Source organism: Streptomyces antimicrobicus, from assembly GCF_020532625.1.
GTDB classification, from domain to species: Bacteria; Actinomycetota; Actinomycetes; order Streptomycetales; family Streptomycetaceae; genus Streptomyces; species Streptomyces antimicrobicus.
The window spans coordinates 45,599-70,401 of sequence record NZ_JAJAUY010000001.1 but is presented as its reverse complement, the minus strand read 5'-3'; the positions used below and the strand labels follow the sequence as shown (position 1 = coordinate 70,401).

At 72.2% G+C, this 24,803-nt stretch carries 24 protein-coding genes; 12 read left to right on the top strand and 12 right to left on the bottom strand.

The features are described 5' to 3' along the window. The first annotated feature begins 112 nt into the window (after positions 1–112). The 5 genes from LG632_RS00365 to LG632_RS00345 all read left to right on the top strand — a co-directional run bounded on the left by LG632_RS00365 (position 113) and on the right by LG632_RS00345 (position 5,020). Entirely contained in the window at positions 113–1,051 is a 939-nt protein-coding gene (locus tag LG632_RS00365; protein ID WP_226724250.1) for a coiled-coil domain-containing protein, read from the top strand. 102 nt (positions 1,052–1,153) lie between these two features. Further along, entirely contained in the window at positions 1,154–2,173 is a 1,020-nt protein-coding gene (locus LG632_RS00360) for an ABC transporter ATP-binding protein (RefSeq protein ID WP_226724249.1), read from the top strand. Beyond that, positions 2,170–2,940, top strand: a complete 771-nt coding sequence (locus LG632_RS00355; protein ID WP_374203363.1) for an ABC transporter permease — start codon at positions 2,170–2,172, stop codon at positions 2,938–2,940. The genes LG632_RS00360 and LG632_RS00355 overlap by 4 nt, the downstream gene beginning before the upstream one ends. Before the next feature lie 134 nt (positions 2,941–3,074). Continuing rightward, on the top strand, positions 3,075–4,196 hold the full coding sequence (locus tag LG632_RS00350; RefSeq protein ID WP_226724247.1) for an ABC transporter ATP-binding protein: 1,122 nt from the start codon (positions 3,075–3,077) through the stop codon (positions 4,194–4,196). Continuing rightward, entirely contained in the window at positions 4,193–5,020 is an 828-nt protein-coding gene (locus LG632_RS00345; protein WP_226724246.1) for an ABC-2 transporter permease family protein, read from the top strand. The genes LG632_RS00350 and LG632_RS00345 overlap by 4 nt, the downstream gene beginning before the upstream one ends. 8 nt (positions 5,021–5,028) lie before the next feature. On the opposite strand, the gene LG632_RS00340 is transcribed toward LG632_RS00345, so the two are convergent. Then, on the bottom strand, positions 5,029–5,355 hold the full coding sequence (locus LG632_RS00340) for an Rv1322 family protein (RefSeq protein ID WP_226724245.1): 327 nt from the start codon (positions 5,353–5,355) through the stop codon (positions 5,029–5,031). 245 nt (positions 5,356–5,600) lie between these two features. Between LG632_RS00340 and LG632_RS00335 the strand changes: the two genes are divergently transcribed. Next, positions 5,601–6,632, top strand: coding sequence for an LLM class flavin-dependent oxidoreductase (locus LG632_RS00335; protein ID WP_226724244.1), 1,032 nt, complete (start codon positions 5,601–5,603; stop codon positions 6,630–6,632). Positions 6,633–6,651: 19 nt separating this feature from the next. Here the strand turns inward: LG632_RS00335 and LG632_RS00330 are convergent, their stop codons facing one another. Further along, positions 6,652–7,770: an alkene reductase gene (locus LG632_RS00330; protein WP_226724243.1), complete on the bottom strand. Its 1,119-nt coding sequence runs from the start codon at positions 7,768–7,770 to the stop codon at positions 6,652–6,654. Between the two features lie 52 nt (positions 7,771–7,822). Here LG632_RS00330 and LG632_RS00325 point away from each other — a divergent pair, with 52 nt between their 5' ends. Beyond that, positions 7,823–8,230, top strand: coding sequence for a MerR family transcriptional regulator (locus LG632_RS00325; RefSeq protein WP_226724242.1), 408 nt, complete (start codon positions 7,823–7,825; stop codon positions 8,228–8,230). 179 nt (positions 8,231–8,409) lie between these two features. Here the strand turns inward: LG632_RS00325 and LG632_RS00320 are convergent, their stop codons facing one another. Then, entirely contained in the window at positions 8,410–8,802 is a 393-nt protein-coding gene (locus tag LG632_RS00320) for an SCO5389 family protein (protein ID WP_226724241.1), read from the bottom strand. A gap of 230 nt (positions 8,803–9,032) precedes the next feature. Between LG632_RS00320 and nucS the strand changes: the two genes are divergently transcribed. Continuing rightward, complete coding sequence (nucS, locus tag LG632_RS00315; RefSeq protein ID WP_226724240.1) at positions 9,033–9,704, top strand: endonuclease NucS; 672 nt, start codon at positions 9,033–9,035, stop codon at positions 9,702–9,704. Positions 9,705–9,786: 82 nt separating this feature from the next. Here nucS and LG632_RS00310 read toward each other — a convergent pair whose 3' ends face one another. From LG632_RS00310 to LG632_RS00300, 3 genes are all read right to left on the bottom strand, one after another. Then, positions 9,787–12,639 carry an ATP-binding protein gene (locus LG632_RS00310; RefSeq protein ID WP_226724239.1) on the bottom strand — a complete coding sequence of 951 codons (2,853 nt, stop codon included), beginning with the start codon at positions 12,637–12,639 and terminating at the stop codon, positions 9,787–9,789. 161 nt (positions 12,640–12,800) lie between these two features. Continuing rightward, positions 12,801–13,124: an STAS domain-containing protein gene (locus LG632_RS00305; protein ID WP_226724238.1), complete on the bottom strand. Its 324-nt coding sequence runs from the start codon at positions 13,122–13,124 to the stop codon at positions 12,801–12,803. A 164-nt stretch (positions 13,125–13,288) separates the two neighbouring features. Further along, a complete protein-coding gene (locus LG632_RS00300; RefSeq protein WP_226724237.1) occupies positions 13,289–14,137 on the bottom strand; it encodes a 3-hydroxyacyl-CoA dehydrogenase family protein in 849 nt (282 codons plus the stop codon). 181 nt (positions 14,138–14,318) lie between these two features. Here LG632_RS00300 and LG632_RS00295 point away from each other — a divergent pair, with 181 nt between their 5' ends. Beyond that, a complete protein-coding gene (locus tag LG632_RS00295; protein WP_226724236.1) occupies positions 14,319–14,891 on the top strand; it encodes a cob(I)yrinic acid a,c-diamide adenosyltransferase in 573 nt (190 codons plus the stop codon). Between the two features lie 9 nt (positions 14,892–14,900). Here the strand turns inward: LG632_RS00295 and LG632_RS00290 are convergent, their stop codons facing one another. Further along, complete coding sequence (locus LG632_RS00290; RefSeq protein ID WP_226724235.1) at positions 14,901–15,494, bottom strand: hypothetical protein; 594 nt, start codon at positions 15,492–15,494, stop codon at positions 14,901–14,903. Between the two features lie 153 nt (positions 15,495–15,647). On the opposite strand from LG632_RS00290, the gene LG632_RS00285 reads away from it, so the two are divergent. The 3 genes from LG632_RS00285 (at position 15,648) to LG632_RS00275 (ending at position 19,535) form a co-directional block, all read left to right on the top strand. Beyond that, on the top strand, positions 15,648–16,826 hold the full coding sequence (locus LG632_RS00285; RefSeq protein WP_226724234.1) for a sensor histidine kinase: 1,179 nt from the start codon (positions 15,648–15,650) through the stop codon (positions 16,824–16,826). Beyond that, positions 16,823–17,476: a response regulator gene (locus LG632_RS00280; RefSeq protein WP_226724233.1), complete on the top strand. Its 654-nt coding sequence runs from the start codon at positions 16,823–16,825 to the stop codon at positions 17,474–17,476. The genes LG632_RS00285 and LG632_RS00280 overlap by 4 nt, the downstream gene beginning before the upstream one ends. A 211-nt stretch (positions 17,477–17,687) precedes the next feature. Then, positions 17,688–19,535, top strand: coding sequence for a glycoside hydrolase family 18 chitinase (locus tag LG632_RS00275; RefSeq protein ID WP_264201218.1), 1,848 nt, complete (start codon positions 17,688–17,690; stop codon positions 19,533–19,535). Between the two features lie 190 nt (positions 19,536–19,725). Here the strand turns inward: LG632_RS00275 and LG632_RS00270 are convergent, their stop codons facing one another. The 5 genes from LG632_RS00270 to atpA all read right to left on the bottom strand — a co-directional run bounded on the left by LG632_RS00270 (position 19,726) and on the right by atpA (position 24,797). Then, positions 19,726–20,169 (bottom strand): DUF2550 domain-containing protein, encoded by a 444-nt coding sequence (locus LG632_RS00270; protein ID WP_226724232.1) that lies wholly within the window; start codon positions 20,167–20,169, stop codon positions 19,726–19,728. 146 nt (positions 20,170–20,315) lie between these two features. Further along, the gene (locus tag LG632_RS00265) at positions 20,316–20,690 is read right to left on the bottom strand and encodes a F0F1 ATP synthase subunit epsilon (protein WP_226724231.1); all 375 of its coding nucleotides are present in this window, start codon (positions 20,688–20,690) and stop codon (positions 20,316–20,318) included. Between the two features lie 140 nt (positions 20,691–20,830). Continuing rightward, a complete protein-coding gene (atpD, locus tag LG632_RS00260) occupies positions 20,831–22,273 on the bottom strand; it encodes a F0F1 ATP synthase subunit beta (RefSeq protein ID WP_226724230.1) in 1,443 nt (480 codons plus the stop codon). Continuing rightward, a complete protein-coding gene (locus tag LG632_RS00255) occupies positions 22,273–23,190 on the bottom strand; it encodes a F0F1 ATP synthase subunit gamma (protein WP_226724229.1) in 918 nt (305 codons plus the stop codon). Before LG632_RS00255 ends, atpD begins: the two co-directional genes overlap by 1 nt. A 20-nt stretch (positions 23,191–23,210) precedes the next feature. Continuing rightward, the gene (gene atpA, locus LG632_RS00250; protein WP_226724228.1) at positions 23,211–24,797 is read right to left on the bottom strand and encodes a F0F1 ATP synthase subunit alpha; all 1,587 of its coding nucleotides are present in this window, start codon (positions 24,795–24,797) and stop codon (positions 23,211–23,213) included. Between the last annotated feature and the right edge of the window lie 6 nt (positions 24,798–24,803).

The following is a 24,803-nucleotide window of genomic DNA, read 5'->3' as shown; positions in this document are numbered from 1 at the left end:
GTCATTGTCCAGGGCAAACTGCGATTGACTCGATGACACGCCGCTCCGGCGCCTAGGATTCCCCTTAACACCTCACGTAGCACCTCATCGGTCTCACTTCGACAGGAACCCCATGAGCGACACATCCTCCCCCTTCGGCTTCGAGCTCGTGCGGCGTGGTTACGACCGCGGTCAGGTGGACGACCGCATTACCAAGCTCGTCGCCGACCGTGACAGCGCTCTGTCCCGCATCAACTCCCTGGAGAAGCGCATCGAGGAGCTCCACCTCGAGACGCAGAACGCCCAGGCCCAGGTCTCCGACGCCGAGCCGTCGTACGCCGGTCTCGGCGCCCGGGTCGAGAAGATCCTGCGGCTCGCCGAGGAGGAGGCCAAGGACCTGCGCGAGGAGGCCCGCCGGGCCGCCGAGCAGCACCGTGAGCTCGCCGAGTCGGCGGCCCAGCAGGTGCGCAACGACGCCGAGAGCTTCGCCGCCGACCGCAAGGCGAAGGCGGAGGACGAGGGCGTCCGGATCGTCGAGAAGGCCAAGGGCGACGCCGCCACCCTGCGCGCCGAGGCCCAGAAGGACGCCGCCTCCAAGCGCGAGGAGGCCGACGCCCTGTTCGAGGAGACCCGCGCCAAGGCCGCCCAGGCCGCCGCGGACTTCGAGACCAACCTGGCCAAGCGCCGCGAGCAGTCCGAGCGCGACCTGGCCTCGCGTCAGGCCAAGGCCGAGAAGCGCCTCGCCGAGATCGAGCACCGCGCCGAGCAGCTGCGCCTGGAGGCCGAGAAGCTGCGCACCGACGCCGAGCGCCGGGCCCGCCAGACGGTGGAGACCGCCCAGCGCCAGGCCGAGGACATCGTGGCCGACGCCAACGCCAAGGCGGACCGCATCCGCAGCGAGTCCGAGCGCGAGCTGGCGGCGCTGACCAACCGCCGCGACTCCATCAACGCCCAGCTGACCAACGTCCGCGAGATGCTGGCGACCCTGACCGGCGCCGCGGTCGCCGCGGCCACCCCGGTCATGGACGACGAGCCGGTCTCCCGCGGCGTTCCGGCCCAGCAGAGCCGCTAGTTCCGCTCCGGCACCGCGCCGGCACCACCACCCCCGTGGCCGAGGGCCCTGCGCCGCCTTTCGAGGTGACGCAGGGCCCTCGGGCGTTCTAGCGTGGCCCGTATGATCGAGCTCGAGGGCCTCACCAAACGATTCGGCAGCAAGACTGCCGTGGACCACCTGAGCTTCCAGGTCAGACCGGGGGTGGTGACCGGCTTCCTCGGCCCCAACGGGGCCGGCAAGTCCACGACCATGCGCATGATGCTCGACCTCGACAACCCGACCAGTGGCACGGTCAGGATCGACGGGAAGCACTACCGGGACCTGCCGGAGCCGCTCAAGCACATCGGCGCGCTGCTGGACGCCAAGGCCATGCACGGCGGGCGCAGCGCGTACCACAACCTTCTGTGTCTGGCCCAGTCCAACCGCATCCCGGAGCGCCGGGTCGGTGAGGTGCTGGACCTCGTCGGGTTGACGCCCGTGGCGAAGAAGAAGTCGAAAGGTTTCTCCCTGGGCATGGGGCAGCGGCTGGGAATCGCCGCCGCGCTGCTCGGCGATCCGGAGATTCTGATGTTCGACGAACCCGTCAATGGTCTGGACCCGGAGGGAATTCTCTGGATCCGCAATCTGATGAAGGGGCTGGCCGCGGAAGGAAGGACGATCTTCGTCTCGTCCCACTTGATGAGCGAAATGGCATTGACCGCGGATCATTTGATCGTGATCGGTCAAGGCAAGCTCCTTGCCGACACGTCCATGTCTGATTTCATTCACCGGAACTCTCGCACTTACGTACGACTTCGCTCCCCGCAGCAGGAACAGCTCAAGGACGTCCTGCACGGAGCCGGCATCACCGCGGTCGAGGTACCGGGGGCCGGCGCGCTGGAGGTCGACGGGGTCGGCGCGGAACGGCTCGGCGAACTCGCCGCGGAGCACCGCATCGTGCTGCACGAACTGAGCCCGCAACGGGCGTCACTGGAGGAAGCGTTCATGCGTATGACGGCGGACGCGGTCGAGTACCACGCCCACGCCCCCGGCCGACCGGAGCTCCCGCTCCCGGGCCGGGCCGCCGACAACCCGGCCCGGCCGGCGGACGTCCCGGCGTGGGGCGCGGGGTTCGAGCAGGCGCGGCAGGGCGGGGAGTGACCATGTCCACGGCAGTCCTCAAGTCCGAGTGGACCAAGATCCGTACGGTCGCCTCCACGGTGTGGTCCCTGGTCTCGGCCCTGGTGGCCACGGTCGGCATCAGCGCCGCGCTGTGCTGGGCGATCGGCGCCACGTTCGACGACCTGCCCCAGGAGCAGCAGGCGACCTTCGACCCGACCGTGATGAGCTTCGCCGGGATGACCTTCGGCCAGCTCGGGATGATCGTCTTCGGCGTGCTCGTGGTCACGAGCGAGTACAGCAGCGGCATGATCCGCACCTCGCTGGCCGCCGTGCCGCGCCGCGGCACCCTGCTGCTGTCCAAGCTGGCCGTCGCCACGGCCCTGGCCCTGGTCGTGGGCCTGCTGACCAGCTTCCTGTCCTTCTTCCTGGGACAGGCGATCCTCGGTGAGCACAGCATCGGCATCGGCGAGCCGAACATCCTGCGCGCGGTGGTCGGCGCCGGGCTCTACATGGCCCTCATCGCGCTGTTCTCGATGGGCTTCGCGACGATCCTGCGCAGCGCCGTGCTCTCGCTGGGCATCCTGATGCCGTTCTTCCTGATGATCTCGAACATCCTCAGCGCGTTCGAGACCACCCGGAAGGTGTCCCAGTGGTTCCCGGACCAGGCCGGCTCCAAGATCATGCAGACGGTGCCGGGCACGGTGGAGACGCCGTACGGCCCGTGGACCGGCCTCGGGATCATGGTCGTGTGGGTGCTGGCGGCCGTCCTCGGGGGCTATCTGGTGCTGCGGAAGCGGGACGCGTGACGCCCGCCTGAGGGGGATTCCCGGGTCGGGCTCAGGGGTGACTCAGGGTTCGGCCCGGGACGGAACCGAACGGCGCTCGATATCCTCTTAAGCCTTACCCGGACGAAATCCGTCCGCATGGCAAGGGGCAGAGGATGATCGAGGCAGTCGGCCTGACCAAGCGCTTCGGCGCGAAGACCGCCGTCGACCAGCTCTCCTTCCAGGTCAGGCCCGGTCACGTGACCGGCTTCCTGGGGCCCAACGGCTCCGGGAAGTCGACCACCATGCGCATGATCCTGGGCCTGGACCGGCCCACTTCCGGCCACGTCACGATCAACGGCCGGCCCTTCCGGGAGCTGCCCAACGCCCAGCGGCACGTCGGCGCCCTGCTCGACGCCAAGGCCGTGCACGGCGGGCGCCGGGCCCGGACCCACCTGCTGGCCCTCGCCCAGCTCTCCGGCATCCCGGAGAAGCGGGTGGACGAGGTGCTCGGCGTGGTCGGGCTCCAGGACGTGGCCCGGCAGCGGACCAAGGCGTTCTCGCTCGGGATGGGCCAGCGGCTCGGCATCGCCGCCGCCCTGCTCGGCGACCCGCAGGTGCTGCTGTTCGACGAGCCGGTCAACGGCCTCGACCCGGAGGGCATCCTCTGGGTGCGCAACCTCATGCGGCAGCTGGCCGCGGAGGGCCGGACCGTGTTCGTCTCCTCGCACCTGATGAGCGAGATGGCCCTGACCGCGGACCACCTGATCGTGATCGGGCGCGGGCGGCTGCTCGCCGACATGGGCGTGCAGGAGTTCATCGCCCACAACTCGGCCGGATTCGCCCGGGTCCGGGTGGCCGATTCCGATCGACTTGGCGCGCAAGCGCTCGGTGAGGCCCTGGTGAAGGCCGGGGGCCAGGTGCTCAAGGAGCCCGATGGCGCCCTGCGCGTGACCGGGCTCACCCTGCCGCACGTCTCGGACCTCGCCCACGAGGCCGGCGTACGGCTGTGGGAGCTCTCGCCGCACCGGGCCTCCCTGGAGGAGGCGTACATGCGGCTCACCCAGAGCGCGGTGGAGTACACCTCCACCGAGGACCCGCGCGCCGAGCTGTTCGAGCCCGAGCCGCTGACCGTACCGGCGTGGGAGGACGAGGGCGCGCACCAGGTGTCGGGCCCGACCGCCGCCGCCTTCTACGCTCCCCCGCCGCCCGGCGCGGCCGGCGCGCAGCCCTTCCTGATGCCCAGCCGGCCCGGCGACCTGGCCGGGACCGCGACCGACCCCGAGGATCCCCGATGACCGCCCCGACCCCGCGCCCGGCGGCCTACAGCTCCCCGCTGCCCACCCCGCGGCCGCACCTGGGGCACGCCGTCGCCTCGGAGTGGACCAAGATGATCTCGGTCCGCTCCACCGTGCTGACCCTCGGCGCACTGGTGCTCCTCGTCGTCGGCATCGGCCTGCTCGCCGTGGCGCAGACCTCCGCGGAGAACTTCAGCGGGACGCCCTTCACCGCGCCCGCGCTGTTCGGGCTGCTGGTCGGGCAGCTCGGGGTGATGGTCCTCGGCGTGCTGACCATGACCTCGGAGCACGGCACCGGGCTGATCCGCACCACGTTCACCGCCGCCCCCGACCGGCACCGGGTGCTGACCGCGAAGTACCTCGTGGTCGGCGGGGTCGGCTTCACCGCGGTCGCCGGCTCGGTGACCCTGGTCGCGCTGGCCGGCGCGATCGTGCACCACCGCCCCGGCGCCGGCCGGCACGACATCCCCGGCGAGCTCCTCGACGGACTCGCCGGCAGCCTCTACGTCACGCTGCTGGGCGTCCTCGCGCTGGCGGTCGGCGCCCTCGTACGGCACTCCGCCGGCGGGATCGCGGTGATGATCGGCGTCGTCACCGTGCCGCCGTTCACCGGCGCGATGCTCAGCATGTGGGAGGCCACGCAGCCGGCCGGCTCGACGCTGATCCGGTACAACGCCCCGGTCGCGCTGATGCAGCTGTTCGGGCTGCCCAACACGGACACCGGTGCCATCCCGCCGGCCTGGGTCCACTTCGCGCTGCTGCTCCTCGTGACCGGCGCGGCGGTGGCCGGCTCGTACCTGGTGGTGGGCCGCCGGGACGTGTGACCCCGGCGTCAGTGCCGGGGAGCGTTACGGGACCGCTGCACCCGCGTGGTGCGGCGGTCCTTGGCGTTCCAGCAGGCCTTGTGCCAGTGCCGGCGGTCGTCCACGCCGCCGTACTGCGGCCAGGCCACCACGTGCGGGGTGGCGGGCGGGATCTCCTGGTCGCAGCCCGGGCAGCGGTAGCGCTTGCCGGCCGCGCTCGCGCCGGAGACGTGCCGGACGGTCCAGTCCTCCCCGAGGTACTCCTCGGTCCGCTCCAGGCCGTAGCGGTCCGGCCCGCCGCCGCTGCGGTCGGCCGGGTGGTCGCCGCCCTTGGGGCGGTTGTGACGCGGGGACACGTATACCTCACGGATCGGCGGTGGCAAGTGGGTTTCTCCCAGACTACGCGCCGCGCACCCGGGTACCCGCAGGGTGGTCGCAAGACGGTCGCACGGGATTCCCCGACAATCTCAATAACTTTCGTGTCAGGCCGTGCCTTTGGCACGTGTCAGACGTTGTTGCCAGCAGAAGACCCGACGATCGGACTCAGGACACAACGGTCCACCTGGGGGAGGCCGCGTCAGCCGCGAGGAGGCGAAGAGCGATGCGCGTAGGAGCGTTTGTACTGGCGGCCCAGTTCCCCGGCCAGGGCGCCGGTGAGGCGCTGCACCGGGCGGTACGGACCGCCGAGGTGGCCGAGGAGTCCGGGCTGGACTCGGTCTGGCTGGCCGAGCACCACTTCGTGCCGTACGGGGTGTGCCCGTCGGCGGTCACCCTGGCCGCGCTGCTGCTGGGCCGGACCCGGCGGCTGCGGGTGGGCACGGCCGTGAGCGTGCTGCCCAACACGCACCCGGTGGCCCTCGGCGAACAGGCCGCGCTGCTGCACCTGACCTCCGGCGGGCGGTTCACCCTCGGAGTGGGGCGGGGTGGGCCCTGGGTGGACCTGGAGGTGTTCGGGGGCGGGCTGGACGCCTACGAGAACTCCTTCCCGGAGGCCCTGGACCTGATCCGGCGCTGGCTGGGCGAACCCCGGGTGGGGGCCGCCGGTGAGCACTTCGCCTTCCGCGAAGTGGCCGTCGTACCGCGCCCGTCGGAGGCGCTGGACGCCGACGCGACGGCCCCCGAGGTGATCGTGGCGTGCACCACGCCCACGTCGGTCCGGCTGGCGGCCGAGCGCGGGCTGCCGATGCTGCTGGGGATGCACTGCGGGGACGAGGACAAGGCGGCGATGGTCGCGCTGTGGCGGGAGACCGCCCGGGCGGCCGGCCATCCGCCCTCGGTGGTCGCCGGGGCGGGCCATGTCTCGGCGGGTGTCTGCCAGCTGGCGGACCGGACGGCCGACGCCCGCGAGACGCTCCTCAAGGCGCTGCCGGGCTGGCTGAAACAGGGACTGGACGCCCATGTCACCGTGGACGGCCGGCACCGGGCGATGCGGGACCCCGTCGCGTACACGGAACTGCTGTGCTCCTTGCACCCGGTGGGGACGCCGCGGCTGGCCGCGGACCGGCTGGCGGCGACCGCCGAGCGGACCGGGATCACCCGCTTCGCCCTGCTGACCGAGGGCTCCGGCGATCTCGCGGCCACCGAGGACAACGTCCGGCGGCTGGGCGCCGAGGTCCTGCCCCGCCTCGGCTGACGCCCCGACCGCGACGGGCCTAGGCGGCCTGCGCACGGGCCAGCACCGGATAGTCGTTGTAGCCCTCCGGCCCGCTGACGTGCATCAGGAACTCGGGCCGGATCCGGTTGAGCGGCGCGCCCGTGCGCAGTCGCTCCACCAGGTCGGGGTTGGCCAGGAAGCCGCGTCCCAGCGCCACCAGGTCGGCGCCCTCGGCCAGCAGCCGCTCACCCTGCCGCAGGCCCGCGTCGGCGGCGAGGTCCTCGTGGGAGAGCCGGGGGTTGGCGATCAGGGTGCCGGGCCAGGCCTTGCGGAGCTCCGCGAACAGGGGCAGGTCCGGGTCGGCGTGGACCTGGTGCAGGTAGACCGGCCGCAGGTCCGCGAGGGCCGCGGCCAGTGCCGGGTAGAGCCGCTCGGTGTCGTCCTCCCGCACGCCGTTGACGTGTGCCCCCGGGGAGATCCGTACGCCGACCCGCTCCGGGCCGACGGCCTCGGCGACGGCCCAGACCACCTCGACGGGGAACCGGATCCGCTGCTCGATGGAACCGCCCCACCCGTCGGTGCGGAGATTGGTGTTCCCCGCGAGGAACTGGTGCAGCAGGTGGCCGTTGGCGGAGTGCACCTCCACCCCCGCGAAGCCCGCCTCGACGGCGTTGCGGGCGGCGCGCGCGAAGTCGGCGACGGTGTCGCGGATGTCCTCCTCCGTCATCACCCGCGGCATGACGGCCTCCCGCGGCCCGGCCGGGGTCTGCAGCGGCTCCGGGAAGCGCACGGCGGACGGCGCGAGCGGTACGTGCCCGCTGGTGTCGGGGTGACCGACCCGGCCGCCGTGCTGGAGCTGGAGGAACATGCGCCCGCCGGCGGCGCGCACGGCGTCGGTGACGCGGCGCCAGCCGGCGATCTGGGCCGGGGTGTGGATGCCGGGGATGTGCGGGTAGGTCTGGCCGACGGCGTTCGGGGTGGTGCCCTCGGCGATGATCAGACCGGCCGAGGCGCGCTGCGCGTAGTGGGTGGCCATGAGCTCCCCGGGGACCCCGTCGGCCCCGGCCCGGTTGCGCGTGAGCGGGGCCATGACCAGGCGGTTGGGGAGTTCCAGGCCGCCGAGGCGGGCGGGTTCGAAGAGGCGGGATGCGGCGGGGGACTGCGGTGTCTGCGTCATGCCGGTACCGTAGAACTTGACACCAGTGTCAGGTTCAAGTGTGGAGGCGGGCATGCGGATCGGTGAACTGGCGGCACGCACCGGGGTCGGTGAGCGCTCGCTGCGCTACTACGAGCAGCAGGGCCTGCTGGCGTCCGACCGCACCCCCGGTGGCCACCGCGACTTCCCCGAACGGGCCGTCGACCGGGTGATCCGCATCCAGGAGCTCTACGCCGCCGGACTCAACAGCGCCCGGATCCGCCGGATCCTGCCGTGCATGCGGGACGAGGACGGCGGCCCGTCGGTGCGGGCCACCCCCGCCCTGGTGGCCGACCTGGCCGCCGAGCGGGACCGGATCGACCGGATGATCGGCGACCTCGTCCGCTCCCGGGACGTGCTGGACGAGGTCATCGCGGCGGCGTCCGTCGACGTGGCACCGATCCACCCCTTCCCGCCGAGGAGCGTCGACGAAGCCGGCTGACGACCCGGGAACCGTCCCGGAACCCACCGACCGTCCGGCGCCGGCGCACCGTCGTCGAGCGACTGGAGCAGTGGCGCGGCCTGGCCACCCCGCACGCCGAGACCGCCACCATCTACCTCGCAGGACTCCGCCTCACCGCCCTCTCCGTCCGGTCAGCGCGGTGATCCGGGACAAGCGCGCTAGCAGTCCCGCAGTTCCGGGGACTGGTTCAGCAGCTGGCCCCGGATCGAGGTGAACTTGGCGAGCCGGTCGTCGACGGAGGGGTCCAGCGGGAAGACCGCGACGCGGTGGCAGTTCTGGAAGGCGAGGCGCACGCCGAAGTGCCGCTGCAGGGCACCGCGGATCGCGTCACTCGCCAGCGCGCGCAGGAGCTGGCCGCGCGCCTGCTCGTCCGGCGGCGGCGTCTGGTTGTCGGCGAACTCGCCGCCGTCGACCTTGAGCTGGGCCACCAAAGAGCTGATCATCTCCCAGGCGTAAGGCAGGGAGGTCCGGACGCAGTCGACGAAGGCGGCTTCGTCGACCTCGCCTCGCTCGGCCTGTTCGAGTAGGGCCGGTGAGACGTCGAGCGACATGGGTTCTCCTCTCGCGACCCCGGTCAAGGGCTGACCGGGGTCCTACGGGCAGGGAAGGAGGCCGCACCACACGCGGCAACGCAGTGTGCGCGTTCGACAACCTCCCGCTAACACGGTAGGCGCCCCGTGGGTACCGCACCAGGAGAATGCGCATACAACGCGCCATCGGCGAACGGGGCTTTCGGGGGCGAATCGCGTGGAGGGGGGTCGGTCGAGTAGCGTTGCCGACCATGCGTCTCGTCATTGCCCGCTGCTCCGTCGATTACGCGGGCCGGCTCACCGCCCATCTGCCCTCGGCCCCCCGTCTGATCCTCGTGAAGGCGGACGGCAGCGTCTCCATCCACGCCGACGACCGGGCGTACAAGCCCCTCAACTGGATGTCCCCGCCGTGCACCCTCAAGGAGGGGACCGGGGACGAGGCCGGCGTGTGGACGGTGGTCAACAAGGCGGGCGAGAAGCTCATCATCACGATGGAAGAAGTCCTGCACGACTCCTCGCACGAGCTGGGCGTCGACCCGGGCCTGATCAAGGACGGCGTCGAGGCGCACCTGCAGGAGCTGCTGGCCGACCGCATCGAGACCCTCGGCGAGGGGTACACGCTGATCCGCCGCGAGTACATGACCGCCATCGGCCCGGTCGACATCCTGTGCCGCGACGCGGACGGGCGGACCGTGGCGGTCGAGATCAAGCGGCGCGGCGAGATCGACGGCGTCGAGCAGCTGACCCGCTACCTGGAGCTGCTCAACCGCGATCCGCACCTGGCGCCGGTCAAGGGCGTCTTCGCGGCCCAGGAGATCAAGCCGCAGGCGCGGGTGCTGGCCACGGACCGGGGCATGGAGTGCGTGGTCCTGGACTACGACGCCCTGCGCGGTATCGAGGACGACAAGCTGCGGCTGTTCTAGCCGGTGGTGGCGGGGCCGGTCCCTCGGGGGCCGGCCCCGTCGGCGTTCCTCGGCCCGGCCCGGCCGGGCGGCCGGAGCGGGTTCAGCCGGTGGTGCCGCCGTCGGCGCCCGTGGTGCCCGAGGGGCTGGTGCTCGTCCCGGCGCTGCCCGTCGGGGGGTCGGTGGGGCCGGTCGGCGTGCCGGGCGAGGAGGGGCCGGTCGGATCCGGCGCCGACGGGGACTGCGAGGGCTTGGGGCCCGGGGAGGACGCCGTCGGGCCCGTGGGCTTGGTGCTCGGGCGGCGGCTGGGTCCCGCGGAGCCGGTACCGGTGCCCGGGCCGGTGCCCGGGCCCGTCCCGCCGGTCGCGGTCGAGGGCGGCGCGGTGGTGCCGGGGGCGCCCGTGCCGGTGGACCCGGTGCCGGCGGCAGGGGGCGTACCGGTGCCCGGGGAGCTGCCCGGGTCCTGTGCAGGATCGTTCCCTCCGGGCACCGCGTCCGGGCGGGACGAGCCGGGCGTCGGCGAGGTCGCCGGAGCGCCGGGCTCGTCGTCGGAGGACACGGCGAGGGCCGCGACGGTGCCCAGCACGACGGCGACCAGGGCCCCGCCCGCGGCCAGCAGCACGGGACGGCGGCGCCACGCGGGCCCCTCGGCCCGCGCGGGGGCCGCCGGGACGCGCGGCTGGGGCGCGGTGGGCGCCGCGGCCGCGGCCGGGAAGGCGCTGCCGAACACCTCGGACAAGGTCTGCGGATCCGGGCCGGGGCCCCCGACGGGCCGGATCACCTGGGTCACGGCGCTCCCGGAGCCGTTGCCCGGTCCTGCGGCCGGTCCGGCGGCCGTGCCTCCTGCCCCGGTGCCGGACCCTGTCCCGGCACCGGCAACGGCACCGACGCCGGGTCCCCCGAGGCCCTTGCGGGCCGAGCCGCCGGGACCGGCCTGAGCGGCGCCCGTACCCGAGCCCGCCGGCGCAGCGGCCGCCCCGGGGCCCTTGCCCGGGCCGGTACCCGGAGCCGTGCCGCCGACGCGCGGGGTCACCTCGGTGACCGCCTCGGAGCCGGGCGCACCGGCCGGAGCGCCGGTGCCCGGACCCAGGGCGCGCGGCGCCGCCTTGGGGCCGCCGAGGGGGCCGGCCGTGCCGGCCGCCGGGGTGGGCCGCGTGACCGCCTCGGGGGCGCCGCGGCCGGGCGCGGTGGCCGGGTCCGGGGCCTCCAGGCGCAGCGGTGGGGCGGGGGTGGTGGTGATCTCGTGGTCCGTCACCAGGGCGAGGGCGCGGCGGCCCGCGACGGTTCCGTGCTTGTCGGCCAGCGCCCCGCGCAGGCCGATCGAGGTCTCCAGCTCGGCGCGGGCCCGGTCCAGCCGGCCCTGGCACAGCGCGAGCACGCCCAGCTCGTGGTGGAAGTAGGCCTGTTCGGCGACCTCGCCGGCGGTCCGCGCCGCCTCGGCCCCGGCCCGCAGCACCCGCTCCCAGGCACCCCAGTCCAGCGACGCGGCGAACGCGGGCGCGGCCGTGCGCGCCAGCATCACGCCGGCCACCACGTCGGCCCCGGCGAGCGCCGCCAGCACCGCGTCCGCCTCGGCGGCGACCCGCTCGGGGGTCACCGAGCTGTGCCCGGTCCACCAGGCGTAGTGGCGGGCCGCCGTGCGCGCCTCGTCGGCCGGTTCGAACCCGGCCTCCAGCAGCTGGCGGGCCACCCCGGCGGCCAGCCGGTACCGGCTCCCGGCCGCCGTCAGCAGCCCGCACTCCAGCAGTTCGGCCACGGCCGTGTCGGCGTGGGTGTCGCCGACCAGCGCCGGCAGGTGCGTGGGGTGCGGCATCTCGCCGCCGAGCGCGACCGCGAAGCGCAGCGCCGCCCGCGCGGACTCGCTGACCCGCGCGGCCAGCAGCTCGGCCGGCGCCGCGCCCTCGGCGAGGCTCGGCAGCGGCACCGGGTCGAGGTCGCGGGGCCGTTCCTCGAAGACGCCCGGCTCGTCCTCGTCCTCGGCCTCGGCGGCCCGCCGGTTGATCTCGTCGCGCTGCCGCAGCAGCCCGCCCGCCTGGACGAACCGCAGCGCCAGGCCCTCGGAGGCGAACCGCAGGTCGCCCGCCCAGGCCCGTTCCGCCTCGGTGAGCGCCCGCCCGACGGTCCGCTCCAGCAGTTCCTCGCAGCCCGCCCGGCTCAGTCCGCCGAGGAACATCTCCTCCAGGTGGGAGTCGTCCGAGGGCGCCGGGACGTCGGGGGTGGCGGCGAGCAGCCAGGCGCACTCAGGGGTGTCGCGCAGCAGCTCGTCCAGGGCGTGGCCGCCCAGCTCCAGGTCGTCGAGGACGACGACCGCGCCGATCTCGCGGACCCGGGCCAGCAGTTCGATGCGCTCGGGGCGCCGGCCGGGGGCCTCGTACACGGCGGCGTACAGGGCGTGCAGCAGCTCCGCGGCGCTGCGCCGGTGCCCGCTGAGCCGGACCACGCCGTCGGGCGCGATGCCTTCGCAGTCCCGGGCCACGGCGTCGAGCAGGACCGACCGCCCGGACCCGGCGGGCCCGGTCAGCCGTACGGAGCGCCCGCGCGACAGCAGCCGGACGAGCCGCTCGCGCTCGTCGTCCCGCTCCAGCAGCGGCAGGGGCCGCGGAGCGCCGGGCGGTACGGGCGGCAGCCCGGCGGCGGCGTGCGCGGCGCGGGAGGCGGCGTCGCGCTTGGCAGGGCGGCGGTCGGCGCCGTCGCCGGGGCGCCGGGCCTCGATCTCGCTGCCGTCGACGGGGTTGACGGTGAGGGTGAACTCGCCGGCGGTCAGCCGCACGACCCGGGCCGGGGCGCCCTGGGCGCCTGGTGCGGCCGGAGTCGCGGGGGTGGCCGGAGTCCCGGGGGCGGCCGGAGCCCCAGGAGCGGCCGGAGTCCCTGCGGCACCGGGCGTGCCCGGCAGCGGGGCCCCGGGCTGCTCCTGCGGTCCGGCCTGGCCGGCCTGGCCGTGAGTGGTGCCGTCCATGTGCCGGTCCCCCGATCGCGTCGCGCTCGCCGATGTCCTTCTCCGGCCTTCGCACACGCCGCGGTCGCTACTGGTCCGGTTTCCGCCCGAACCCTAGACCGTGCCCCCCGTACGGCGAAACGGCAGGGGTGTCATCACCACCAGACCGTTACCAGCTGTCCTCACACGCGGGGCAGGGTCTCGGCCTCCAGGCCGCCCTCGATGGCGAGGATCCGGTGCAGCCGGGTGGCCACCAGGAGCCGCTGCATCTGCGGCGGCACCCCGCGCAGCACCAGCCGGCGCCCGGTGCGGCCCGCGCGCCGGTGGGCGCCCATGATGACGCCCAGTCCGGTCGCGTCCCAGGAGTCGAGCCCGGTGAGGTCGAGCACCAGGTCCCCGGCGCCGTCGTCCAGGGCGGCGTGGAGGGCCGTACGGGCGTCCGCCGCGCTGCGCACGTCGAGGCGGCCCCCGACAGCCAGTTCGGCGTGGTCGCCCCTGATGTGCATGTGTACTCCCGGCAATACTGCGTACGCGTGCGTGTGCTGTGGTCGGCAACTCTCACTGCAACTGACTGCCTCGCGGGCGGTGAAGTTGCCGACCGTGAGCGAACCGATACCTAAATCACCCTGACGGGTGAAGGTGTTCGAACGGTGCGACGGCGCGCGGCAGCTCAGTGCTTGTAGAAGCCCTGGCCGCTCTTGCGGCCGATGTCGCCCGCGTCCACCATCCGGCGCATGAGCTCCGGCGGCGCGAACTTCTCGTCCTGCGACTCGGTGTAGATGTTGCTGGTGGCGTGCAGCAGGATGTCGACGCCCGTCAGGTCGGCGGTCGCCAGCGGCCCCATCGCGTGCCCGAAGCCCAGCTTGCACGCGATGTCGATGTCCTCGGCGGACGCCACGCCCGATTCGTACAGCTTGGCCGCCTCGACGACGAGCGCCGAGATCAGCCGGGTGGTCACGAAGCCGGCCACGTCCCGGTTGACCACGATGCAGGTCTTGCCGACGGACTCGGCGAAGGAGCGGGCGGTGGCGAGGGTCTCGTCGCTGGTCTTGTAGCCGCGGACCAGCTCGCACAGCTGCATCATCGGCACCGGCGAGAAGAAGTGGGTGCCCACGACCCGCTCCGGGCGCTCCGTCACGGCCGCGATCTTGGTGATCGGGATGGCGGAGGTGTTCGAGGCGAGCACCGCGTCGTCCCGGACGATCTTGTCGAGCGAGCGGAAGATCTCGTGCTTGACCTCCAGCTTCTCGAACACGGCCTCGACGACGATGTCGGCGTCGGCGACCGCGTCGAGGTCGGTGGTCGTGGTGATCCGGCCCAGCGCGGCCTCGGCGTCCTCGGCGGCGAGCTTGCCCTTGGAAACGAACTTGTCGTACGAAGCCTTGATCCCGTCGGTCCCCCGGGTCAGCGCGGCGTCGGTGACGTCGCGCAGGACGACGTCCCAGCCCGCCTGAGCGGAGACCTGAGCGATCCCGGACCCCATGAGTCCGGCACCGATGACGGCGAGCTTCCCAGCCACTGCACACCCCACGTTCTCTTGTCCAACCCGGCCTCGTCAGCCTCTCCGGCGGAGACTAGCGCCCGGGAGGGGTGCTGTGACCGTGAAGTAACACGCGTCACGTCTCAGATGACGGACATCACACCGGCACCGCTCACCGGTCCCCGGTGGCCGCCCAGTTGGGCCGCACTACGCTGGCGGCATGGTGAACCTCACGCGCATCTACACCCGCACCGGTGACAAGGGCACGACCGCGCTCGGCGACATGAGCCGGACGGCCAAGACCGACCTGCGGATCTCCGCGTACGCCGACGCCAACGAGGCCAACGCGGCGATCGGCACCGCCATCGCCCTCGGCTCGCTGCCGGAGGAGCTCGTCAAGGTCCTGGTCCGGGTGCAGAACGACCTCTTCGACGTGGGCGCGGACCTGTGCACCCCCGTGGTGGCGGACCCGGAGTACCCGCCGCTGCGGGTGGAGCAGTTCTACGTCGACAAGCTGGAGGCGGACTGCGACCGCTTCAACGAGCGGCTGGAGAAGCTGCGCAGCTTCATCCTGCCCGGCGGCACCCCGGGCGCGGCCCTGCTGCACCAGGCCTGCACGGTGGTGCGGCGCGCCGAGCGGTCCACCTGGGCGGCGCTGGAGGTGCACGGCGAGTCGATGAACCCGCTCACCGCCACCTACCTCAACCGGCTGTCGGACCTGCTGTTCATCCTGGCCCGGACGGCCAACAAGGAGGTCGGCGACGTGCTGTGGGTGCCCGGCGGCGAGCGCTGACAGCCCGGCCTAGGCGCCGGTCCTGGTGACGGGGGCCGGCTGCTCCTGCGACGGCAGGGGCCGGTCGGCCGCCTTCGGGGGCTTCTTGGGCCAGATCGTGTAGCAGACGCAGGCGATCGCGTGACCGCCGACCACGCGCAGGGCGACGTACCGCATCGTCTCGAGCTGGCTGACGTCCCCGTCGGCGCCGACGTACCAGATGGCGGCCTGGAGGAGGCCGATCGCCACGGCCGCGGCCAGCAGCGTGCGCGTCCACAGCTTCCACTCGTGGACGGCACGGGCCTTGCCGTAGCCCGCGCCGGGCGGCTTGGGGCCGCCGCCGAAGCGGTACGCGGCGTGGGCGTCGAGCCAGCGGACGGTGTAGCGGCCGTAGGCGACGGTGTAGCCGAGGTAGAGGGCGGCCAGGCCGTGCGTCCACGACGGCGCGGCGCCGTTCTTGATGTCGATCGCCGTGACGACGAGCAGGAGCAGCTCCAGTGCCGGCTCGCACAACAGGACCGCCGCGCCCAGCCGGGGCATACGGGCGAGGTAGCGCAGGGCGAGGCCGCCGGCCAGCAGCAGCCAGAATCCGACCTCGCACGCGATGATCAGCGTCACGACCACGGGAATCTCCTTCTTCGACTCCCTTCCACCCTCGCCGCCGGTCCGCCGCGTCGCGTCGTCTGCGGCGACGAACCGCGACTGCATCCTTCGATGTAGTCGCGAATCGGCTGCTCCTCCGAGGCCGGGGCGCCGTCCGGCGTGTTGGATGGTCCCGTGACCTTCTCCCGCCCCCATCGCGACGACGTGATCATCTGTGTGGCCAGCCTGTTCCTCGGGCTGCTCCTGTGGGGCTTCGGGGTGCATTCCAACGGCAGCCGGCACCTGCTGCCGGACTGGGCGGCCCTGGTGCCGCTGTTCGTGCTGGCCGCGCTGGAGCTGATGCGCCGCTCCCGTCCGAACGTCAACCTGCTCGTCGGCACGGCCGCGGTGGTCGCGGACCAGTTCACGGTCGGCAACCTCGGCTCGGTCCTCATGTTCACGGACCTGATGTACGCCGCCGTGGTCTACGGTCCCCCCGCCCTGGCCCGGCGGCTGCCGATCAGCACCGGCCTGATCACGGTGGCCGTCACCGTCACCGCGGTGGCCTGGTTCCGCACCCCGGAGTCCCTGCTCATCGGTGTGATCACCGGCATCGTCAGCTTCGGCCCGGCGCTGACCGGCGCCACCTTGCGCAACCACCGCGAGGCCGCCGAGGCGGCCCGGCTGCGGGCGGAGCAGACGGCGTTGCTGGCGGAGATGGACCGGGCCCAGGCGGTGGTGGCCGAGCGCGCCCGGATGGCCCGGGAACTGCACGACATGGTGGCCAACCACCTGTCGGCCATCGCCATCCACTCCACGGCCGCGCTCTCCATCGACTCGGCGCGCACCAGCCGGGAAGCGCTCGCGGTGATCCGGGAGAACAGCGTGCAGGGGCTGGCGGAGATGCGCCGCCTGATCGGGCTGCTGCGGGACGCGGGGGCCGAGCAGGAGGCGGTCGCGGTGCCGACGCTGGACGGGCTGGACAGCCTGCTGGCGCAGGCCCGCACCAACGGCTCCGCCAGCGGACTGGAGTTCGTCCTGCACGACGGCCGCGCCCCCGGCGAGACGCTGCCGGCCCCCGTGGAGCTGGCGGCGTACCGGATCGTGCAGGAGTCCCTGACGAATGCGATCAAGCACGCGGCGCCCGGTACGGTCACCGTACGGGTCGCCCGGAGCGACGGGCTGCTGACCGTGGCGGTGGACTCGCCGTACGGGGAGCGGCCGGGGCCCCGGGCGCCGGGGTCGGGGGCCGGGCTCGTGGGGATGCGGGAGCGGACCGAGCTGCTGGGCGGGGAGTTCCGGGCGGCGGCGGACGGACCGGTGTGGCGGGTGCGGGCGGTGCTGCCCGCGGAGGACGAGGCGGTGGGCGCATGACGATCCGGGTACTGGTGGCCGAGGACCAGTCGGCGGTACGGGCGGGACTGGTGCTGATCCTGGGCAGTGCCGGCGACATGGAGGTCGTGGGCGAGGCGGCGGACGGCGAGGAGGCGGTCCGGCTGGCCCGGGAGCTGCGGCCGGACCTGGTGCTGATGGACGTGCAGATGCCGAAGCTGGACGGGGTCTCGGCCACCCGGCAGGTGGTCGGCGAGGGTCTCGCGGACGTCCTGGTGCTGACGACGTTCGATCTCGACGAGTACGTCTTCGGGGCGCTGCGCGCCGGGGCGTCCGGCTTCCTGCTGAAGAACGCCGACGCCCGTGACCTCATCGAGGCGGTCCGCACGGTGGCCCGCGGCGAGGGGCTGATCTCCCCGGCGGTGACCCGGCGGCTGATCGCCGAGTTCGCGGCGCCCACGGCGGCCCGGCCGGCGCCCGCGCCGGAGCGGGCCGCGGCGGTGGCCTCGCTGACGCCGCGCGAGCGCGAGGTGCTGGGGTGCCTGGGCGAGGGGCTGTCGAACGCGGAGATCGCGGTGCGCCTGCGGATGGCCGAGGCGACGGTGAAGACGCACGTCAGCCGGCTGCTGGGCAAGTTGGAGCTGCGCAGCCGGGTGCAAGCGGCGGTCCTGGCGCAGGAGTTGGGCCTCTAGCCGGGGCGCGCCGCGCGACCGGGCGGGTCGGCGGCGAACCTCCGGGCGGTGCGGTCTGGACCTCTTGACGGTTGGTCCAGACCTTTCTACGCTCGCGCCAACTGTGGTGAGCGTGTCATGACAACGAAGGCGTGCTCACGGGCGGCGCAGGTCCCCACCCCAGTCGATCCATCGCCCCACCGATGCCGACGGACCTACGGAGGAGTACCCCTTGAGCACAGCACCCCCACGCACCCGACTCCGCGCGAAGGTGGCCGCCGCCGTGGCCGCCTTCGCCCTCCCGCTGGCCGGCCTGGTGGCCCTGGCCGGCCCCGCCCAGGCGGCCGACTCCGCGACCGCGACCTACACCAAGGTCCAGGACTGGGGCTCCGGCTTCGAGGGCAAGTGGACCATCAAGAACACCGGCACCACCACGATCACCAGCTGGACCGTCGAATGGGACTACCCGGCCGGCACCCGGGTGACCTCGGCGTGGGACGCCACCGTCACCAACTCCGGCAACCACTGGACCGGCAAGAACGTCGGCTGGAACGGCACCCTCGCCCCCGGCGCCAGCGTCAGCTTCGGCTTCAACGGCGCCGGCTCCGGCGCGCCCAGCGGCTGCCGGATCAACGGCGGGTCCTGCGACGGCGGGCCCTCCCAGCCCGGTGACAACCCGCCCTCGGCCCCCGGCACCCCGGCCGCGAGCAACGTCGGCGAGACCTCGTTGAGCCTGAACTGGGGCGCCGCCACCGACGACAAGGGCGTCAAGAACTACGACGTCTACCGCGGCAGCTCGAAGATCGCCACCGTCACCGGGACCTCGTACAACGACACCGGCCTGACCAAGGGCACCACGTACACCTACAGCGTCACCGCCCGCGACACGGCCGACCAGACCGGCCCCTCCTCCGGCACGGTCACCGTGACCACCGCCGGCGGTGGCGGCGGCGACCCCGACCCGGGCAGCAAGGTCAAGCTCGGCTACTTCACCGAGTGGGGCGTCTACGGCCGCAACTACCACGTGAAGAACCTGGTCACCTCGGGCACCGCGAGCAAGATCACGCACATCAACTACGCCTTCGGCAACGTCACCGGGGGCCGGTGCGCGATCGGCGACTCCTACGCCGACTACGACAAGGCCTACACCGCCGACCAGGCCGTCGACGGCGTGGCCGACACCTGGGACCAGCCGCTGCGCGGCAACTTCAACCAGCTGCGCAAGCTGAAGAAGCAGTACCCGCACATCAAGGTGCTGTGGTCCTTCGGCGGCTGGACCTGGTCCGGCGGCTTCGGCCAGGCCGCCGCCAACCCCGCCGCCTTCGCCGACTCCTGCTACAGCCTGGTCGAGGACCCGCGCTGGGCGGACGTCTTCGACGGCATCGACATCGACTGGGAGTACCCGAACGCCTGCGGCCTGTCCTGCGACACCTCCGGCGCCGCCGCGTACAAGAACCTGATGCAGGCGCTGCGGGCCAAGTTCGGCACGAACAACCTGGTCACCGCGGCCATCACCGCCGACGCCTCCAGCGGCGGCAAGATCGACGCGGCCGACTACGCGGGCGCCGCCCCGTACGTCGACTTCTACAACGTGATGACGTACGACTTCTTCGGCGCCTGGGCCGCCCAGGGCCCGACGGCCCCGCACTCCCCGCTCACCTCGTACCCGGGGATCCCGCAGGCCGGGTTCAACTCCGCCGACGCCATCGCCAAGCTCAAGAGCAAGGGCATAGCGGGCAGCAAGCTCACCCTCGGCATCGGCTTCTACGGCCGCGGCTGGACCGGCGTCACCCAGGCCGCGCCCGGCGGCACCGCCACCGGTCCCGCGCAGGGCACGTACGAGCAGGGCATCGAGGACTACAAGGTGCTCAAGAACAGCTGCCCGGCCAACGGCACCGTCGCCGGCACCGCCTACGCCAAGTGCGGCAGCAACTGGTGGAGCTACGACACCCCGGCCACCATCGCCGGCAAGATGTCCTGGGCCAAGCAGCAGGGCCTGCGCGGCGCCTTCTACTGGGAGTTCAGCGGCGACACCACCAACGGCGAACTCGCCAACGCGGTCCACACCGGCCTGCAGTAGCCGGTAGCACCGCCCGCACGCCCGGAGCCGGGGCGACGGTTCGCCCCCGTCCCCCCGGCTCCGGCACGTCTGACGCGCCGCCCGGCAGCGGCCCCGCCCACCCGGCAGCGCCGCACCACCGGGGCGGGACGGCAACGGATCACTGACGGTCCCGATCCCCCGCCCGGGTCCCGGCAGGTACGCGGAACACCTACGCCACGTTCACCCGCTGGCCCGGCGGGGCCGCCTCCAGCCAGGCCAGGAAGCCCGTCAGGGCGTCCTCGCTCATGGCCAGTTCCAGGCGGGTGCCCTCGTGGAGGCAGCCGAGGACCACGGCGTCGGAGAGGAGGGCGAGTTCCTCCTCGCCCTCGGGCGCGCGGCGCGAGACGACCTCGATGGAGCTGCGCTCCAGCAGGCGGCGCGGGCGGGGCGAGTAGGAGAAGATGCGGAACCACTCGATGCGGTCGCCGCTGTAGCGGGCCACGCCGTACACCCATCCCTTGCCGGACAGGTCGGGGGCCTCGGCGACGCCCCAGCGCAGGGAGCAGTCGAAGGTCCCGCCGGAGCGCTGGATCAGCCGGCGCCGCAGCCCGAACACGAAGAGGCCGATCACCAAAAGGGCGACGGCCACGCCCGCAAGCAGAGCGAGGAGCACTTCTACCGACCTCCTCGCTCCATCACGTCACAGCAACGACTACAGCACAACGCACACCGCACCTGCATCGCCTCAGCCGCGACCCGCTCCGGAAAATTCCGGCTCGGACCGCGGCTGAGGGGTAAAGCTCTCGTCGGCTACGGGACTCAGTGCCCCGCGACCGCACGCAGCCGGACTTCGGCGCGCCGCTCGGACGCCGCGTCGGCCTCCGACTTCGCGCGCTCCAGCGCCCGCTCCGCCCGCTGGACGTCGATCTCGTCCGCGAGCTCGGCGATCTCGGCCAGCAGGGACAGCTTGTTGTCCGCGAACGAGATGAAACCGCCGTGCACCGCGGCGACAACCGTGTTGCCCTCACTGGTACGGATGGTCACCGGGCCCGATTCCAGCACACCGAGAAGCGGCTGGTGACCGGGCATGACGCCGATGTCGCCGGACGTGGTGCGCGCGACGACCAGGGTGGCCTCGCCGGACCAGACACTCCGGTCCGCCGCGACCAGCTCGACGTGCAGCTCAGCAGCCAAGGTTGGCTCCTCGGGTCACCACCCGGCACATCCGCCGGGTGTTGGGTCAAATTCTAAAGGGCGTGGGGAGAGGGACGGGACGGGCCCGCCCCTCTCCCGGAGGCAAGTGATCCGACGGCGCTCACGAGGAGCGCCCGGGATCAGGAGACGCCCAGCTCCTTGGCGTTGGCCTTCAGGTCCTCGAGGCCACCGCACATGAAGAACGCCTGCTCGGGGAAGTGGTCGTACTCACCGTCGCAGATCGCGTTGAACGCGGCGATCGACTCGTCGAGCGGAACGTCCGAACCGTCCACGCCGGTGAACTGCTTGGCGACGTGGGTGTTCTGCGACAGGAAGCGCTCGACACGGCGGGCACGGTGGACAACGAGCTTGTCCTCCTCGCCCAGCTCGTCGATACCGAGGATCGCGATGATGTCCTGGAGGTCCTTGTACTTCTGCAGGATCCCCTTGACGCGGGTCGCGGCCTCGTAGTGGTCCTTCGCGATGTACCGCGGGTCGAGGATGCGGGACGAGGAGTCCAGCGGGTCCACGGCCGGGTAGATGCCCTTCTCCGAGATCGGACGGGAGAGAACCGTCGTCGCGTCGAGGTGGGCGAAGGTGGTGGCCGGGGCCGGGTCGGTCAGGTCGTCGGCGGGGACGTAGATCGCCTGCATCGAGGTGATCGAGTGACCGCGGGTCGAGGTGATGCGCTCCTGGAGGAGACCCATCTCGTCGGCCAGGTTCGGCTGGTAACCCACCGCGGAGGGCATACGGCCGAGCAGGGTCGACACCTCGGAACCGGCCTGGGTGTACCGGAAGATGTTGTCGATGAAGAACAGCACGTCCTGCTTCTGCACATCGCGGAAGTACTCCGCCATGGTCAGACCGGCCAGGGCGACGCGCAGACGGGTGCCCGGGGGCTCGTCCATCTGGCCGAAGACCAGCGCGGTCTTGTCCAGAACGCCGGAGTCCGTCATCTCCTCGATGAGGTCGTTGCCCTCACGGGTACGCTCACCGACGCCCGCGAACACCGACACACCGTCGTGGTTGTTGGCGACGCGGTAGATCATCTCCTGGATCAGAACGGTCTTGCCGACACCGGCACCACCGAACAGACCGATCTTTCCACCCTTGACGTACGGGGTGAGCAGGTCGATGACCTTGACGCCCGTCTCGAACATCTCGGTCTTGGACTCGAGCTCGTCGAAGTTCGGGGCCTTGCGGTGGATCGCCCAGCGCTCGGTGACCTCGGAGTTGGCCTCCGGGACGTTGAGCACCTCACCCAGGGTGTTGAAGACCTTGCCCTTGGTGAAGTCGCCGACCGGGACGGTGATGCCCGCGCCCGTGTCGGTCACCGTGGCCTGGCGGACCAGACCGTCGGTGGGCTGCATGGAGATGGTGCGGACCAGGCCGTCACCGAGGTGCTGCGCGACCTCGAGGGTCAGCGTCTTCAGCTTGCCCTGCTCGGCCGGGTCGGCGACCTGGACGGTCAGAGCGTTGTAGATCTCGGGCATCGCGTCGACGGGGAACTCCACGTCGACGACCGGGCCGATGACCCGGGCGACGCGGCCCGTGGCGGCGGCCGTCTCAACAGAGGTCGTCATTACTTGTCACTCCCCGCGGTCGCGTCGGCCAGGGCGCTGGCGCCACCGACGATCTCGCTGATTTCCTGGGTGATTTCGGCCTGGCGGGCCGCGTTGGCAAGCCGGGTGAGGCTCTTGACGAGCTCACCGGCGTTGTCGGTCGCCGCCTTCATCGCGCGGCGGCGGGCGGCGTGCTCGGAAGCAGCGGCCTGCAGCAGCGCGTTGTAGATCCGGCTCTCGACGTAGCGCGGCAGCAGGGCGTCCAGGACGTCCTCCGCCGACGGCTCGAAGTCGAACAGGGGAAGGATCTCGCCCTTCGTCCCGCTCTCCTCCGCGGCCTCTTCGAGGCTGAGCGGCAGCATCCGGTTCTCGACCGGGTTCTGCGTCATCATCGACACGAACTCCGTGTAGATGATGTGCAGCTCGTCCACGCCGCCCTCGGCGGTCTCCGTGGAGACGGCCTCGATCAGCGGCGCGGCGATCGCCTTGGCGTCCGCGTAGCTCGGGCGGTCGGTGAAGCCGGTCCAGCTGTCCGCGATCTTGCGCTCGCGGAAGTTGTAGTAGGCGACACCCTTGCGGCCGACGATGTAGGTGTCGACCTCCTTGCCCTCACCGCGCAGCCGCTCCGTCAGCCTGTCCGCGGCCTTGATGGCGTTGGACGAGTAGCCGCCGGCCAGACCGCGGTCGCTCGTCAGGAGCAGCACCGCGGCACGCGCCGGAGCCTCGGCCTCGGTGGTGAGCGGGTGCTTGGTGTTCGAGCCGGTCGCGACCGCCGTCACCGCGCGGGTGAGCTCGGTCGCGTACGGCGTGGAGGCCGCCACCTGGCGCTGCGCCTTGACGATGCGCGAGGCGGAGATCATCTCCATCGCTTTGGTGATCTTCTTGGTCGCGGTGACGGATCGGATGCGACGCTTGTAGACCCGGAGCTGCGCTCCCATGAGTCAGGTCCCTTCCGTCGTTACTTCGCCACCGGCGCGTCTTCGCCCAGAAGCTTGCCGTCCGAGGTCTCGAACTGCTTCTTGAACTCGGCGATGGCGTCCGCGATGGACTGCAGGGTGTCGTCCGACATCTTCGCGCCCTCGCGGATGGAGGTCAGGAGGTCCTTGCGGTTCAGCCGCAGGTTCTCCAGGAGCTCCGCCTCGAAGCGGCGGATGTCGGCGACCGGGACGTCGTCCATCTTGCCGGTGGTACCGGCCCAGACGGAGACGACCTGCTCCTCGACCGGCATCGGCTGGTACTGGGCCTGCTTCAGCAGCTCGACCATGCGCTTGCCGCGCTCCAGCGCGGACTTCGACGCGGCGTCCAGGTCGGAACCGAAGGCGGCGAACGCCTCCAGCTCGCGGTACTGGGCGAGGTCGACGCGCAGACGGCCGGAGACCTGGCGCATCGCCTTGTGCTGGGCGGAGCCACCGACGCGGGAGACCGAGATACCGACGTTCAGGGCCGGGCGCTGGCCGGCGTTGAACAGGTCGGACTCCAGGAAGCACTGGCCGTCGGTGATGGAGATGACGTTGGTCGGGATGAACGCCGAGACGTCGTTGGCCTTGGTCTCGACGATCGGCAGACCGGTCATCGAGCCGGCGCCCATGTCGTCGGAGAGCTTGGCGCAGCGCTCCAGCAGACGCGAGTGCAGGTAGAAGACGTCACCCGGGTACGCCTCACGGCCCGGCGGGCGGCGCAGCAGCAGCGACACGGCGCGGTAGGCGTCGGCCTGCTTCGACAGGTCGTCGAAGATGATCAGGACGTGCTTGCCCTGGTACATCCAGTGCTGGCCGATGGCGGAGCCGGTGTACGGCGCCAGGTACTTGAAGCCGGCCGGGTCGGACGCCGGGGCGGCGACGATGGTGGTGTACTCCAGCGCGCCGGCCTCCTCCAGGGCGCCGCGCACGGACGCGATGGTGGAGCCCTTCTGGCCGATGGCGACGTAGATGCAGCGGACCTGCTTGTTCACGTCGCCCGAGCGCCAGTTGTCGCGCTGGTTGATGATCGTGTCGACGGCCAGGGCGGTCTTGCCGGTCTGACGGTCACCGATGATCAGCTGACGCTGGCCACGGCCGATCGGCACCATGGCGTCGACGGCCTTGTAGCCGGTCTGCATCGGCTCGTGGACCGACTTGCGGACCATGACGCCCGGGGCCTGCAGCTCGAGGGCGCGGCGGCCCTCGGTCTCGATCTCGCCGAGGCCGTCGATCGGGTTGCCGAGCGGGTCGACAACGCGGCCGAGGTAGCCCTCACCGACGGCGACGGAGAGAACCTCGCCGGTGCGCTGCACCGACTGGCCCTCCTCGATGCCGCTGAACTCACCGAGGATGATCGCACCGATCTCGCGCTCCTCGAGGTTGAGGGCGAGGCCGAGGGTGCCGTCCTCGAACTTCAGCAGCTCGTTCGCCATGGTCGAGGGCAGGCCCTCCACCTTCGCGATGCCGTCGCCGGCAACGCTGACCGTTCCGACCTCCTCGCGCGAGGCCGCGTCCGGCTTGTACGACTGGACAAAGTTCTCCAGCGCGTCCCGGATCTCCTCCGGCCGGATCGTGAGCTCCGCCATCTGGGT

Coding starts and splice junctions, on each gene's coding strand:
- atpD (WP_226724230.1), bottom strand. CDS start 22,273: ATGACGACCTCTGTTGAGACGGCCGCCGCCACGGGCCGCGTCGCCCGG.
- LG632_RS00350 (WP_226724247.1), top strand. CDS start 3,075: ATGATCGAGGCAGTCGGCCTGACCAAGCGCTTCGGCGCGAAGACCGCC.
- LG632_RS00255 (WP_226724229.1), bottom strand. CDS start 23,190: ATGGGAGCGCAGCTCCGGGTCTACAAGCGTCGCATCCGATCCGTCACC.
- LG632_RS00335 (WP_226724244.1), top strand. CDS start 5,601: ATGCGCGTAGGAGCGTTTGTACTGGCGGCCCAGTTCCCCGGCCAGGGC.
- LG632_RS00310 (WP_226724239.1), bottom strand. CDS start 12,639: ATGGACGGCACCACTCACGGCCAGGCCGGCCAGGCCGGACCGCAGGAG.
- LG632_RS00330 (WP_226724243.1), bottom strand. CDS start 7,770: ATGACGCAGACACCGCAGTCCCCCGCCGCATCCCGCCTCTTCGAACCC.
- LG632_RS00295 (WP_226724236.1), top strand. CDS start 14,319: ATGGTGAACCTCACGCGCATCTACACCCGCACCGGTGACAAGGGCACG.
- LG632_RS00325 (WP_226724242.1), top strand. CDS start 7,823: ATGCGGATCGGTGAACTGGCGGCACGCACCGGGGTCGGTGAGCGCTCG.
- atpA (WP_226724228.1), bottom strand. CDS start 24,797: ATGGCGGAGCTCACGATCCGGCCGGAGGAGATCCGGGACGCGCTGGAG.
- LG632_RS00320 (WP_226724241.1), bottom strand. CDS start 8,802: ATGTCGCTCGACGTCTCACCGGCCCTACTCGAACAGGCCGAGCGAGGC.
- LG632_RS00305 (WP_226724238.1), bottom strand. CDS start 13,124: ATGCACATCAGGGGCGACCACGCCGAACTGGCTGTCGGGGGCCGCCTC.
- LG632_RS00345 (WP_226724246.1), top strand. CDS start 4,193: ATGACCGCCCCGACCCCGCGCCCGGCGGCCTACAGCTCCCCGCTGCCC.
- LG632_RS00360 (WP_226724249.1), top strand. CDS start 1,154: ATGATCGAGCTCGAGGGCCTCACCAAACGATTCGGCAGCAAGACTGCC.
- LG632_RS00280 (WP_226724233.1), top strand. CDS start 16,823: ATGACGATCCGGGTACTGGTGGCCGAGGACCAGTCGGCGGTACGGGCG.
- LG632_RS00365 (WP_226724250.1), top strand. CDS start 113: ATGAGCGACACATCCTCCCCCTTCGGCTTCGAGCTCGTGCGGCGTGGT.
- nucS (WP_226724240.1), top strand. CDS start 9,033: ATGCGTCTCGTCATTGCCCGCTGCTCCGTCGATTACGCGGGCCGGCTC.